A 13,353-nucleotide genomic window follows, 5' to 3' on the forward strand; every position below is an offset into this window, starting at 1 on the left:
ATGATCGAACTTGTCGGCCCCGGCCTGTCCGCCACGATCAACCCGCTAGGCGCGGAACTGATCAGCCTGCGCGACGCCCAAGGCCGCGAGTTGATGACCGACGCCGATCCAGCGTTCTGGACCGGCCACGCGCCGATTCTGTTCCCGATCGTGGGCCGGCTGAACGGCGACGTGCTGCGGATCGGCGGGCGCGACTATCCGATGAAACAGCACGGCTTCGCGCGCCGGATGACGTGGGATGTGGTCGGGGCCGGGGCGGACGCGGTGACGCTGCGGTTGCGCGACGATGAAGCCACGCGCGCCAGCTACCCCTTCGCGTTCGATCTCGCGATCCTCTACGCGATCGAGGAAACGAGCCTGTCCTGGGTCGTCCGCGTTTCCAACCCCGGCCAGGATCCGCTGCCGTTCAGCATCGGCTTTCACCCTGCGTTCGCCTGGCCGCTGCCCTATGGCCAGCCGCGCGGGGCGCATCGCATCGTGTTCGATCGCGAAGAAGAGGGCCGCGTCATCGAACTGCAGGACGGGCTGTTCGCCGCAACGCGGCCGTCGCCGCTGGCGGGGCGCGCGCTGGCGCTGGCGGACGACCTGTTCGCCGACGACGCGCTGATCTGGTCGCCGGTCGCCTCGCAGTCGGTCACTTATGGCGCGGCGGACGGCCCGCAATTGCGGGTCGATTTCCCCGATACGCCCGACCTGGGCGTGTGGACCAAGCCCGGCGCGCGCTTCGTCTGCATCGAGCCGTGGCATGGCCATGCCGATCCGGCGGGCTTCACCGGCGATTTCCGCGACAAGCCGGGCGTGATCGAGATCGCACCCGGCGACGAGTGGACCTGTTCGATGCAGGTGACGTTGCTCGCCTGACCCGCTAAGGGCCGCGCGATGACCCAGATTTCGGATCGCCGCACGTTCGCGATCATTTCCCACCCCGACGCCGGCAAGACCACGCTGACCGAGAAGCTGCTGTATTTCGGCGGCGCGATCCACTTGGCCGGTGAAGTGAAGGCTCGCGGCCAGAACCGCCGCGCGCGGTCGGACTGGATGAAAATCGAGCAGCAGCGCGGGATTTCCGTCACCTCATCGGTGATGACGTTCGAGCGCGACGGCATCACCTTCAACCTGCTCGACACGCCGGGGCACGAGGATTTCAGCGAGGACACCTATCGCACGCTGACCGCGGTCGATTCGGCGGTGATGGTGATCGACGCCGCGCGCGGGATCGAAGCGCAGACGCGCAAGCTGTTCGAAGTGTGCCGGTTGCGGTCGGTGCCGATCATCACGTTCGTCAACAAGGTCGATCGCGAGGGCCGCGACCCGTTCGAATTGCTCGACGAGATCGCCGATATGCTGGCGCTCGACGTATGCCCGATGTCATGGCCGGTCGGGATGGGCGGGCAGTTCGAGGGCGTGCTGAACCTGGCCGACAATACGGTCGCGCGGCCCGAGGGCGACAGCCGCACGTTCCAGGGCAAGGTTGATGGCGACCCGACCCTGCCCGACGCAATCGCCGAGGAGATCGAGCTGGCGCAGGGCGGCTATGCCGCGTTCGACGCGGAAGCCTATCGCAACGGCGACCTGACTCCGGTCTATTTCGGTTCCGCGCTCAAGGATTTCGGGGTGGCCGAGCTGATCGCCGCGCTCGCCGCCTATGCCCCGCCGCCGCGCCCACAGCCGGCCGAGCCCGCGCCGGTCGCGCCCGACAATCCCGAAGTCACCGGCTTCATCTTCAAGGTGCAGGCCAACATGGACCCGCAGCATCGCGACCGTATCGCGTTCATGCGGCTGTGTTCGGGCACGTTCAAGCGCGGCATGAAGCTGACACCGACCGGGCACGGCAAGCCGATCGCCGTGCATTCGCCGATCCTGTTCTTCGCGCAGAACCGCGAAGTCGCCGACGAGGCGTTTCCCGGCGACATTATCGGCATTCCCAACCACGGCACGCTGCGGGTCGGCGATACGCTGAGCGAACGGGCCGACGTCCGCTTCACCGGCCTGCCCAATTTCGCGCCCGAAATCCTGCGCCGCGTCGCGCTGAAGGACCCGACCAAGACCAAGCAGCTCCGCAAGGCGCTCGACGACATGGCCGAGGAAGGCGTGACGCAGGTCTTCTATCCGGAGATCGGATCGAACTGGATCATCGGCGTGGTCGGGCAGCTCCAGCTCGAAGTGCTGATCAGCCGGCTGGAGGCGGAGTACAAGGTCGCCGCCGGGCTGGAAATGGCGCCGTTCGAGACCGCGCGCTGGATTTCCGCCGACGATCCCGCCGACCTCAAGAACTTCGCCGACCTCAACCGGTCGGCGATGGCCAAGGACCGCGACGGCAACCCGGTCTATATGGCGAAGACGGCGTGGGACGTCGGCTATGTCGCCGACCGCTATCCCAAGGTGCGGTTCGCGGCGACCAGGGAACGCTAGGCGACCGCCCGTCCCGGGCGTACCAGCATCACCAGCCCGGCGATGGTCAACAGCCCGGCGACGATCCTCACCGGCCAGATCGGGAACAGAACCAGCGCCACGATCCACACCACCAGCGCCGCCATCAGCAGGATCGAGCCCGTGATCTGCGACGGCGGCGGGGTCGGCACGTCATCGCCTTCCTCGATCCAGCCGCGCTTGAGCGGCTTGATCGCCAGGAACGCCAGCACCGCAGCGACGAGATAGAGGCACACGCCGATCATCGCGCCGACCGCGAGCGACTGGTCGCCATATTTCGCCTTCAGCGATACCGACAGCGCGCCCATCAGCCATGGGCCGAGCCCGAGCCCCAACAGATTGTTGATCAGCAGGAACGTCCCCGACGTGCCCGCGCGCATCCGCGACGGGCCGAGGTGCTGGGTGGCGGTGATGATCGGCCCCAGCCACAGCGTATTGAGCGCGTTCGGTATCAACAGAATAACCCAGGCAAGTACCGGCTGGGACGTGTTGAAGCCGAGGATGAACATCGGCGCCGTGATCAGCCACGCGATCGCGGGCACGCGGCAATACCAGGCGCGATCGATCTTCCCTAACCGATCCGACACGACCCCGCCCAGGAAGATGCCGACCGACCCGCCGATCAGCAGCAACGCTCCCATGAACTGGCCGACCTTGATCAATTGGTCATGCGCGGTCCAGCCGAACTGCACGGCGATGATCTTGGGCGCCCAGAGCGCCAGGCCGTATCCCGCCATCGAGCTGCACCCCGCGCCGACCGACAACAGCCAATACGCCGGCTTGCGCATCACGATGGGCATCACCGACAGCGGCGACGGCGCACCCTTCACCGCGACGATCGGCGGGTAGCGGTCACGGACCACCAGCAGGAACAGCGGCGCGACGATGATGCCGGCGACGCCCATTACGATGAAGGCGGTCTGCCAGTTCACGTTCTGCGCGATATACGCGCCGAGCAGGACGCCGAGGCCCAGCCCGATCGGGATACCCATCGAATAGATTGCGAGCGCCTTGGCGCGCCGTTCGACCGGGAAATAGTCGGCGATCAGCGCGTAGGACGGCGCCGCGCCGCCCGCTTCGCCCGTCCCGACGCCGAGGCGATAGAGGAATAGCTGCCAGAAGCCGACCGCGGTGCCGCACAAGGCGGTGAACCCGCTCCACACCACCAGCGATCCCGCGATCACGCGCGTCTTGCCCCAGCGGTCCGCCGCCAGCGCCAGCGGCACGCCGAGCACCGAATAGAGGATGGCAAAGGCGGTCCCGCCGATCGCGCCGAACTGCGCATCGTCGAGATTGAGGCTCGCCTGGATCGGCTTCGCGAGGATGCCGAGGATCTGGCGGTCGAGGAAATTGAAGGTGTACACGACCAGCAGCATCGCCAGCACGATCCCCGGATAGCCCGGCCGTTCGGTCCGCGTGGTCATTCGCCTCTCCCCTGCAAAAACAGAGCCGGGCGCACCGCTGTGCACCCGGCTCCATTCCCCCTTAACGCGCTATCAGAATTTGAGCGAGAAGGTTCCGAACACCTGGCGCGGGTTGCCGTAGAACACAGTCGCCACGCCCTCGCGGCCCAGCGTCGGGGTGACGCCGCCGGTCGGGGTGTAGATGATCGCCCCCGTCGCCGCATTGGCCGCGAGATACTGGTAACCCGCCGTCTTGTAACGCTTGTCGGTGATGTTCTTGGCGTGGACTCCGAACGAATACTGGCCCTTCGACCCGAAGGTGTAGGTCAGGTTCGCGTCCCACAGCGTATAACCCGGCTGGTCGAGGAACGGGCTCGCCACTTCGAACTGATGCGTCAGGCTGCGATAGGATACCGTGGTCGATGCGTTGATCGAGCCAGAACCCACCGGCACGATCGTGCCGAGCGTGCCCGACATCGTCCATTTCGGCGTGTTCTGGAACTGCCGGTATTGCGACACCTCGGCGCCGGTCGGACCGATATAGCTCTTATATTTGGGGTCGATATAGCCAAGCGTGCCGGCGAAGGTGACGTTCGAACCCGGTCCGGCGAAACCCTTGGCGAGAACGGCGGTCGTTTCCAGTTCGACGCCGTTGATCTCCGCCTTCGCGGCGTTGGTCGTGATGCCGCAGAAGCTGGCGAGACCGTTGACCGTGCACGCGACCGATCCGGGAATCTGGACGTTCGAATAGTTGGCGTGGAAGCCGTCGATGGCCCAGGTCAACCGCTTGTCGAACGCCGAACCCTTCCAGCCGATTTCATAGCTTTTCACGACTTCGGGCTTGAACGACAGGAAGTTGTAGATGTCCTGATAGGTGCGGCCGGCCGCCGGATTGCTGATCGGCGCGGATGTGCCCGACCCGCGCGGGTCGAACCCCCCGCCCTTGAAGCCTTCCGAATAGGAAGCGTACAGCATGTGGTTGTCGTTCGGCTTGAACGCCAGGCTGACGCGCGGCGTGAAGCGTTTGAAGTTGGCGGTGCCGCGGAAATTGGTGGCGGGCGCGCCGATCACGACGCCCGTGCCGCCGAATTCGGGCGACACGCCCAGCTTGTTGGCCTTGTAGATATAGGACTGGCGCTGATCCCAGGTGTAGCGCCCACCGACCGACAGGCTGAACTGCGGGGTGAAGTCATAGGTGAAGTCGGCGAACACCGAAGAGGTCTCGGTCCGCACGTCGCCCGAGGTGTAGGCGTTGAGGGTCGGCAGCCCAAGCAGCGCGCCCTGCTGGTAGATCAGCACATCGAACGCCGTCGATGCCTTGGCACCCAGGTAGTAATAGCCGACCAGGCCGTTCAGCTTCGGACTCGAATAGAGCAGCTGGAATTCCTGGCTGGTCTGCTCGTTGCGATAGACTGCGGGCACGTCGACGTCGGTCTGCGGCGTCGCGTCAAAGTCGATCGGCGTAAAGCTGCGATCCTTGCGCCACGCGCTGATGCTCCGCAGCGTGAAGCCGCCGCCGAGCTTCGCGGTAGCCGCCATCGACAACCCGCCGGCCTGGATGTCCTGCTTCGGGAAGGTGAGGCCGGCATTGGTGTCGAACTCGTTCGACAGCACCGGCGACCCGTTGAGCAAACCGGCGAAGAGGCGGTGGCCGTTGCGCGGATTGGACTTGTCGTGAGTATAATCGCCGGTCACGCGGACGAACAGTCCGCCATCGGGGCTTTCGAACTCGATCGTGCCGCGGCCCGCCCAGACGTTCTTGTTGTAATTGTCGATGCCAAGGAAGCGGTTCTTGCCGAACCCGTCACGCGTCAGCCGCGCGCCCGACACGCCGATGCGCACCAGATCGCCGATCGGCGCGGACAGGCTGACGATGCCGTCGGCCTGATTGTACGAACCGTACGTGCCGCGCACCGAGGCCGAAAAATCGTCGGGCAGCCGCTTGGTCACATATTTGATCGCCCCGCCGATCGTGTTGCGGCCATAGAGCGTGCCCTGCGGCCCGCGCAGCACTTCGATCCGCTCGACGTCATAGATGTCGAGCACCGCGGCCTGGGGACGGTTGAGATAGACGTCGTCGAGATAGATGCCGATGCCCGCTTCGAACCCCGGCACGGGATCCTGCTGGCCCACACCGCGGATAAAGGCGGCAAGCGTCGAGTTGGTGCCGCGCGCATCCTTGATCGTGGTGTTGGGCGTGACAGTCTGCAGGTCGGTCAAGTCGATCGCGCCGATTTTGTCGAGCTTGTCGCCGCTCAGCGCGGTGACGGCGATCGGAACGTTAAGCAGGGTTTCCGAGCGGCGGCGTGCCGTAACGACGATGTCGCCAGTACCGCTGTCGTCCTGCGCCTCGGGCGCGGCCGGAGCGGGCGCGTCCTGCGCGTGCGCAGGCGTCGCGAACAATGCGACGGCGGCGGCTCCGCCATAGAGTGCCGTGCAAACATTGCGCATGCGAGTGCCGATCATGTCATCTCCCTCCCAAATCCATATATCGTTCCTGCCGGGCGGCACCCGGTTGAACGCTTGTACATCCCGCGTATACTGAAACCTGAACCGGGTTTCAACTTCGGGATGTTGGGGAGAGACGATAAATGCGGAAGCGTGGCGAAACGGCAACGCCCGTGACGGAGCGAAGCGGCGATCAGGGCGCGCTCGACGCGACCGCAAGCGCGGGGAAGGCGCCGCGCACCGATCGCGGCCGCCGGACGCTACGCGCGCTGCTCGACGCCGCCGCCGCCGAGTTTGGCGACAAGGGTTTCCACGAAGGATCGATCAGCGGGATCACGCGCCGCGCCGGCGTCGCGCTCGGCACCTTCTACACCTATTTCGATTCGAAGGACGCGATCTTCCGCGCTTTGGTCCGCGACATGTCCGATCAAGTGCGCGATCACGTCGCCCCGATGCTGCGTGCGGCGCCCGACCAGATCGCCGCCGAGCGCGCCGGGCTGCTCAGCTTCCTGGAATTCGTGCGCGGCCACAAGGAAATCTACCGCATCATCGACGAAGCCGAGTTCGTCGACCCGGAAAGCTTCCACGCGCATTACTCCACCACTGCCGAGCGCATCGAGCAGCGCCTGAAGGCGGCCGCCGCACGCGGCGAAATCCGCGCCGACGTTTCCGCCGTGCACGCCTGGGCGATCATGGGGATGAACGTGTTCCTGGGGTTGCGTTACGGCGTGTGGGACGAGGATCGCACGCCGGATGCGGTGGCCGACACGGTCGCGGACATGCTGCGCGCCGGGCTCGCGCCTAAATAAGACCGTTCAATCTTCCATCGTTGCGAACGCAGCGAAGCAATCTAGCGCCACGCGATCCGTCTGGATTGCTTCGCTTCGCTCGCAAAGGCGGAATCAGGCGTTGCCCAACGCCTTGACCAGCAGATCGCGGATCGACGTCAGACTCGCGGCATCGACGGGCGCGCCGGCGACCGGCACAGGTGCGGTCGGCGCGGGCGCACCTTTCGCTTCGCCGGCGAGCAGTTGCTGCACGCCGCGCACGGTATAGCCCTGTTGATTGAGCAGCGAGTCGAGACGCCGCACCAGCGCGACATCCTCCGGCCTATAGTAGCGCCGATTGCCGGCGCGCTGCAGCGGGCGCAATTGTGGGAACCGCGTTTCCCAGTAGCGCAGGATGTGTTGCGGCAAACCGGTGTCGCGCGACACCTCGCCGATCGTGCGAAACGCGCCAGCCGCCTTTTCGGGACCGGCCATCGCCAGCCTGCTAGCCCGCGCCGACGATGCGATCGCGCATCATCTGGCTGGCCCGGAACGTCAGCACGCGGCGCGGTGCGATCGGCACTTCGACCCCGGTCTTGGGGTTGCGCCCGATCCGTTGACCCTTGTCGCGCAGAACGAAGGTTCCGAAGCCGGAAATCTTCACGTTCTCGCCCTTTGCCAGCGCGTCACACATGAATTCCAGAATTTCCTCGACCAGCTTGGCCGAGTCGGCGCGTGACAGCCCGACCTCGCGCTGCAGCGCATCGGCCAGATCAGCTCGCGTCAACGTACCCACACTCATCTACGCCCCTCCCCAGGTGCTAGAAAACCGACGTAACACAATGAGCACGGGGAAGAAAAGCGATAGTTACGCTACCGTTACCCGCACGTGACGCCGACCATTAGGTCCGTACCACCGCAGCGCCCCAGGTGAACCCCCCACCCATCGCCTCCAAGACCACGATCTGTCCCGGTTTGATGCGACCGTCGCGAGTCGCGAGGTCGAGCGCAAGGGGGACCGAGGCGGCCGATGTATTGGCATGCTGATCGACGGTGACGACGACCTTTTCTGCCGGCAGTCCGAGCTTGCGCGCGGTCGCGTCTAAAATGCGGGCATTGGCCTGGTGCGGGACGACCCAATCCACATCGGCGGCGGACAGCCCGATCGCAGAGAGCGATTCGTCCATCACGCTCGCCAGATTGACGACCGCGTGACGGAACACCTCGCGACCCTTCATGCGGACTTTCCCGACGGTGCCGGTCGTCGAAGGGCCGCCGTCGACATAGAGCAGTTCGTTGTGCCGCCCGTCGGCGTGGAGCTTGGTGGTCAGGATGCCGGGGCCGTCGTCGGCCACCTCCTGCCCCTCGAGCACCACAGCGCCGGCACCATCGCCGAACAGCACGCACGTCCCGCGATCCTCCCAGTCGAGGATGCGGCTGAACGTCTCCGCTCCGATCACCAGCGCGCGGTTTGCGACGCCGCCGCGAATCATGCTGTCAGCGACCTGCACCGCGTAGAGGAAGCCCGAACACACCGCCGCCACGTCGAACGCGACGCAATCATCGATCCCCAGCATCGCCTGGACCTTGGTCGCCGTCGCCGGAAAGGTCTGGTCGGGCGTTGCCGTCGCGAGAACGATGAGGTCGATCTCGTCAGCGCGCTTGCCCGCCGCCGCCAGCGCCGCCTTGGCCGCGTCGGCGCCGAGCGTGCCGGTCGTTTCGTCGGGACCGGCGATGTGACGGAAGCGGATACCGGTACGCTCGACGATCCACTCGTCCGAGGTGTCGACGGTTTCGGCCAGTTCGGCGTTCGACACGCGCCGCGCGGGCAGCGCCGATCCGGTGCCGATCAGCACGGCGCGCCTCATGCCGCGGCCTCCGTGGTTTCGACGGCGGCGCGAGCGGCGAAATGCTGAAGGTCTTCGGCGATCCTGGTTGCGAGATTATCGCGCACGCTCTTGGCCGCCACCGCAATCGCATTGGCGACGCCAGTCTCGTTCGCGCCGCCATGGCTCTTCACGACGAGCCCGTTGAGGCCCAGGAACACCGCGCCGTTATGGTGGTTGGGATCGAGCCGGTCGCGCAGCAATGCGGTCGCCGGGCGCGAGATCAGGAAACCGATCTTCGAGCGCACTGAACTCGAGAACGCGATCCGGAGCAAATCGGCGACGAACCGCGCTGTCCCCTCGGCGGTCTTGAGCGCGACGTTGCCGGAAAAACCGTCGCACACTATCACGTCGACATCGCCACGCGACAATTTGTCGCCTTCGATAAAGCCTTCGAAGGTCAGCGGCAGGTGAGTCGCGGCACGCAAGGCGGCGGCGGCCTCGCGGATTTCCTCGGTACCCTTCATGTCCTCGGTGCCGATATTCAGCAGTGCGACCTTGGGCGATTTCAGGTCGAGCATGGTCCGCGCATAGGCCGCGCCCATGATCGCGAATTCCTCGAGGTTGCGCGCATCGCATTCGGTATTGGCGCCGAGATCGAGCACCACCGTATCGTGTTCGCCCAGACTCGGCATCAGCCCAGCCAGCGCCGGGCGATCGATCCCCTTCATCGTGCGCAGCGACAGCTTGGCCATCGCCATAAGCGCGCCGGTATTGCCGGATGAGACCGCGGCGGCGGCGCGGCCCTGTTTCACCAGATCGATCGCGACGCCCATCGACGTCGTCTTGGCGCGGCGCAAAGCGGCGCTAGGCTTTTCGTCGCCCCGAATCACGTCAGGGGCGTGAACGATTTCGGAATTGGCCGTTAGGTTCGGGTGCGCCTTCAGCCCCTCGGCGATCGCTTTCTCGTCACCGACCAGGAAGAAATGCGTGCCGTCATAGCGACGCCGCGCTTCCGCGACGCCCGCCAGCATCACCGCCAACCCCTCGTCACCGCCCATTGCGTCGACGGCGATCCAGGAGCCGGTGGTCACGCTCTATTCCTCTTTAGGGGTCAGCCTTCGACCGAAACGATCTCGCGGCCGTTATAGTGCCCGCACGACCCGCACAGATTGTGGGGACGCTTCAGCTCGCCGCAGTTCGGACATTCCTGGAATGCTTCGACGGACAGCGAATCGTGCGCGCGGCGCATGCCACGACGCGAGGGCGAAGTTTTGCGTTTTGGAACGGCCATTGCGGCGACAACCTTCTAAACAAAATCGAATTTATAAGGACGATTAGGCCCGGAACACGAACCGCGCAACCGACAGGTCGGCGCGCGGCGCAATTCGGCGGCTTGATCGCGAAGCGTGCGCCTATAGCGATTTGACGCGCCGTTGCAACCCGAAGCAGGTGGTGGCACGGTCCTCTGCGACAACAAGGGGGAGCCTGTCCATGATATTGCCGGTAACGCTCACGATCGCCGCCGCGGCGGGGCTGATCAACATTTGGCTCGCGGTACGTGTCACGCAGGTGCGGTCGAAGGCCAATGTGTGGCTGGGCGATGGCGGACAAGAACCGGTCGTCGCGCGGACGCGGGCGCACACCAATTTCGTCGAATATGCGCCGTTCGTGCTGATCCTGATCGGGCTGATCGAGTTGGCGCGTGGGCCGAGCATATGGCTATGGGCGCTGGGGGTGGCGTTTACGCTGGCACGGCTGAGCCACGGGATCGGCATGGACCCGACTGCCCCGCGCATCCTCCGCCGAATCGGCGCGATCACGACGCTTGTCGTACTGCTCGCGCTGTCGGGCTGGGCGCTGGTAATCAGCTATCAGAGCGCGACGCCCCAGCCCACGACCGGCCCGGTCATCATCGCCGCCCCGCCCGCCAAGGGCTAGGCAAGCACCGAATCGGCGACGAAGGGATTGGTCGCGCGTTCCTGCGCGAAGGTGCTCGGCTGGCCATGGCCGGGCAGGAAGACGGTGTCGTCGCCCATCGGCCACAGCCGCGTGACGATCGAGTTGATCAGCTGCTGGTGGTCGCCACGCGGGAAATCGGTGCGGCCGATCGACCCCTGGAACAGCACGTCGCCGACGATCGCCAGCTTCGATTCGGCATTATGGAACACTAGGTGCCCCGGCGTGTGGCCGGGCGTGTGGTGGACCGCGAAGCGCACCTCCCCCACCATCACCTCGTCGCCCTGATCGAGCCAGCGATCAGGGACGAACGAGCGGCCTGGCACGCCATATTTCACCCCGTCCTCGCCGAGCTTCTCGATCAGCCAATTGTCGTCCGGGTGCGGCCCCTCGATCGGGACGCCCAGCTCCTCGGCGAGTTGCGCCGCGCCGGCGGCATGATCGAAATGGCCGTGGGTGATCAGGATCTTTTCGACCTCGACCCCGTATTTCTCCATCGCCGATTTCAGCATCGGCAAGTCGCCGCCCGGATCGACGAAGGCGCCACGCATCGTCTTCGTGCACCATAGAAGCGTGCAATTCTGCTGCAGCGGGGTGACGGGGATGATCGCCGCGCGGAGCGGCTGGGCGGGATCGGTCATGGTGGCGAGGTAAGCCGCCCGGCCGGACGCGGCAAGCTTGGGCTTGCCCCGGGGGCATGACCGGTTGCATCAGCCGGGCAGTGATCCGCCGCGACCGCCCCTTCGTGCTGCTCGACGATGCCCGTGCCGCGGGTGCCGCCTCGGCGCGGCTGTATCAGGCCCCGATCGGCGTGGTCGAGGCGCGCACGCTGGCTGACGTGACGCCCGCGCTCGACAAGATGCGCGCGGCGCGGGATTGCGGGCTGCATGCGGCAGGATTCGTCGCCTATGAAGCAGCGGCGGCGTTCGAGGCGGCGTTGGGTGCGCTGCCCGCAGGGGACGGACCGCTGCTATGGTTCGGGCTGTTCGAAGGTTTTGACGAGATTGCGCCGGGCGATGTGCCCGCGCTGTTGCCCGACCCGGCATCCGGCTGGGCGGGAACGCCACGGCCCGACATCGACCGCGCCGCCTATGCCGACCGCTTCGACCGGGTGCGCGCGCTGATCGAGGCGGGCGACATCTATCAGGCCAATCTCAGCTATCGCGCCCGCGTGCCCGTGGCCGGCGACCCGCTGGCGATCTACGCCAGGCTCCGGGCGAGCGCGCAGGCCGGATACGGTGCGGTGGTGTCGACCGGAAACGGCTGGCTGCTGTCGCTGTCGCCCGAACTATTCTTCGCGCTCGACGGCGAGACGCTGACCGCCAAGCCGATGAAAGGGACTGCGCGGCGGGGGGCGACTCCGGACGAGGATCGCAAGCTCGCCGCCGACCTTGGCGCCGACGCCAAGCAGCGCGCGGAAAACCTGATGATCGTCGACCTGCTCCGGAACGATTTGTCGCGCGTCGCCGCCCCGGCCAGCGTCGCCGTGCCCGAGCTGTTCGCGGTCGAGACCTATCCGACGATCCACACGATGACCTCGACCGTCACCGCGACGCTATCGCCCGATCACGACGGGATCGACGTGTTCGGGGCTTTGTTCCCCTGCGGTTCGATCACCGGGGCGCCCAAGATTCGCGCGATCGAGGCCTTGGCGGAGATCGAGGTGGAGAGCGCGCCGCGCGGGGCCTATACTGGGGCGATCGGGCGGTTCGACGCGGACGGCGGGGCGATGTTCAACGTCGCGATCCGAACGCTGGCGATTTCAGGCGATGACAGCCATGCGACGCTTGGCGTCGGCGGTGGGATCGTCGCCGATTCGCAAGCGAGCGGGGAATGGGATGAGGCGCTGGCCAAGATGGATTTCGTGACCGCCGGCGCGCGCACCGTCGACCTGATCGAGACGATGGCGTTCGATCCGGTAGCTGGGATCAAGCTGCTGGAACGGCACCTGGCGCGGATGACGCAAAGCGCGGAAGCGCTCGGCTTCGTCTTCGACCGTCATGCGGCGCGCAACGAGCTTCACGCCGCGACCTTCCGGTTACGCGAGCCGAAACGCATCCGGCTGATGCTGGCGCAATCGGGCGCGCTGGCAATCGAGGTAGCGCCGCCGCCTCTCGCGCCGCCCGGTCCGGTCGCCGTCGCGATCGTGCCGATGCCCGCCGACCGCACCGATTTCCGCCTGCGCCACAAGACCAGCGACCGGGCCTTCTACGACCAAGCACGGGGATCGGCGTTCGAAATATTGTTCGAGCGCGACGGACAATTGACCGAGGGCAGCTTCACCAACCTGTTCGTCGAACGCGACCGCCTGCTCCTCACCCCGCCCCTCGCGCTCGGCCTGCTGCCCGGTGTGTTGCGCGGCGAGTTGATCGACAGCGGCCGCGCGGTCGAGGCGACGCTGACGTACGACGATCTCGCCAACGGGTTCCTGATCGGCAATGCGCTGCGCGGGCTGATCCCGGCTTCTCTGGCCTGAAAGTTTTGTTGCGGTTGCGAGCGCGCGCGACGTCGCTATAGCGC

The 13,353-nt window shown here is 66.1% G+C and carries 13 protein-coding genes; 5 read left to right on the forward strand and 8 right to left on the reverse strand.

What is annotated here, in order from left to right:
* Together J0J06_RS09895 and J0J06_RS09900 are read left to right on the forward strand one after the other, a co-directional pair.
* Positions 1-861, forward strand: a complete 861-nt coding sequence (locus J0J06_RS09895) for an aldose 1-epimerase family protein (RefSeq protein ID WP_294041497.1) — start codon at positions 1-3, stop codon at positions 859-861.
* 18 nt (positions 862-879) lie between these two features.
* Entirely contained in the window at positions 880-2,412 is a 1,533-nt protein-coding gene (locus J0J06_RS09900; protein ID WP_294041499.1) for a peptide chain release factor 3, read from the forward strand.
* Here J0J06_RS09900 and J0J06_RS09905 read toward each other — a convergent pair.
* Entirely contained in the window at positions 2,409-3,854 is a 1,446-nt protein-coding gene (locus J0J06_RS09905) for an MFS transporter (protein ID WP_294041501.1), read from the reverse strand. The genes J0J06_RS09900 and J0J06_RS09905 overlap by 4 nt on opposite strands.
* A 72-nt stretch (positions 3,855-3,926) precedes the next feature.
* Positions 3,927-6,299, reverse strand: a complete 2,373-nt coding sequence (locus J0J06_RS09910) for a TonB-dependent receptor (RefSeq protein WP_294041502.1) — start codon at positions 6,297-6,299, stop codon at positions 3,927-3,929.
* A 125-nt stretch (positions 6,300-6,424) separates the two neighbouring features.
* On the opposite strand from J0J06_RS09910, the gene J0J06_RS09915 reads away from it, so the two are divergent.
* Positions 6,425-7,090, forward strand: coding sequence for a TetR/AcrR family transcriptional regulator (locus J0J06_RS09915; protein WP_294041504.1), 666 nt, complete (start codon positions 6,425-6,427; stop codon positions 7,088-7,090).
* Positions 7,091-7,183: 93 nt separating this feature from the next.
* Here J0J06_RS09915 and J0J06_RS09920 read toward each other — a convergent pair whose 3' ends face one another.
* From J0J06_RS09920 to rpmF, 5 genes are all read right to left on the reverse strand, one after another.
* A complete protein-coding gene (locus J0J06_RS09920) occupies positions 7,184-7,543 on the reverse strand; it encodes a MerR family transcriptional regulator (RefSeq protein ID WP_294041505.1) in 360 nt (119 codons plus the stop codon).
* Between the two features lie 10 nt (positions 7,544-7,553).
* A complete protein-coding gene (locus J0J06_RS09925) occupies positions 7,554-7,850 on the reverse strand; it encodes an integration host factor subunit alpha (RefSeq protein WP_294041507.1) in 297 nt (98 codons plus the stop codon).
* Between the two features lie 100 nt (positions 7,851-7,950).
* Positions 7,951-8,916 (reverse strand): beta-ketoacyl-ACP synthase III, encoded by a 966-nt coding sequence (locus J0J06_RS09930; RefSeq protein WP_294041509.1) that lies wholly within the window; start codon positions 8,914-8,916, stop codon positions 7,951-7,953.
* Positions 8,913-9,968, reverse strand: coding sequence for a phosphate acyltransferase PlsX (gene plsX, locus J0J06_RS09935; protein ID WP_294041511.1), 1,056 nt, complete (start codon positions 9,966-9,968; stop codon positions 8,913-8,915). Before plsX ends, J0J06_RS09930 begins: the two co-directional genes overlap by 4 nt.
* A 20-nt stretch (positions 9,969-9,988) precedes the next feature.
* Positions 9,989-10,168: a 50S ribosomal protein L32 gene (rpmF, locus tag J0J06_RS09940; protein ID WP_146569211.1), complete on the reverse strand. Its 180-nt coding sequence runs from the start codon at positions 10,166-10,168 to the stop codon at positions 9,989-9,991.
* Positions 10,169-10,368: 200 nt separating this feature from the next.
* On the opposite strand from rpmF, the gene J0J06_RS09945 reads away from it, so the two are divergent.
* The gene (locus J0J06_RS09945; RefSeq protein WP_294041515.1) at positions 10,369-10,815 is read left to right on the forward strand and encodes an MAPEG family protein; all 447 of its coding nucleotides are present in this window, start codon (positions 10,369-10,371) and stop codon (positions 10,813-10,815) included.
* Here the strand turns inward: J0J06_RS09945 and J0J06_RS09950 are convergent.
* Positions 10,812-11,474, reverse strand: coding sequence for an MBL fold metallo-hydrolase (locus J0J06_RS09950; RefSeq protein WP_294041517.1), 663 nt, complete (start codon positions 11,472-11,474; stop codon positions 10,812-10,814). The genes J0J06_RS09945 and J0J06_RS09950 overlap by 4 nt on opposite strands.
* A 56-nt stretch (positions 11,475-11,530) precedes the next feature.
* Between J0J06_RS09950 and pabB the strand changes: the two genes are divergently transcribed.
* Positions 11,531-13,309: an aminodeoxychorismate synthase component I gene (gene pabB / locus J0J06_RS09955; RefSeq protein ID WP_294041519.1), complete on the forward strand. Its 1,779-nt coding sequence runs from the start codon at positions 11,531-11,533 to the stop codon at positions 13,307-13,309.
* Positions 13,310-13,353 lie beyond the last annotated feature (44 nt).

The organism is Sphingomonas sp. (genome assembly GCF_017304615.1).
In the GTDB taxonomy this organism is placed as follows: domain Bacteria; phylum Pseudomonadota; class Alphaproteobacteria; order Sphingomonadales; family Sphingomonadaceae; genus Sphingomonas.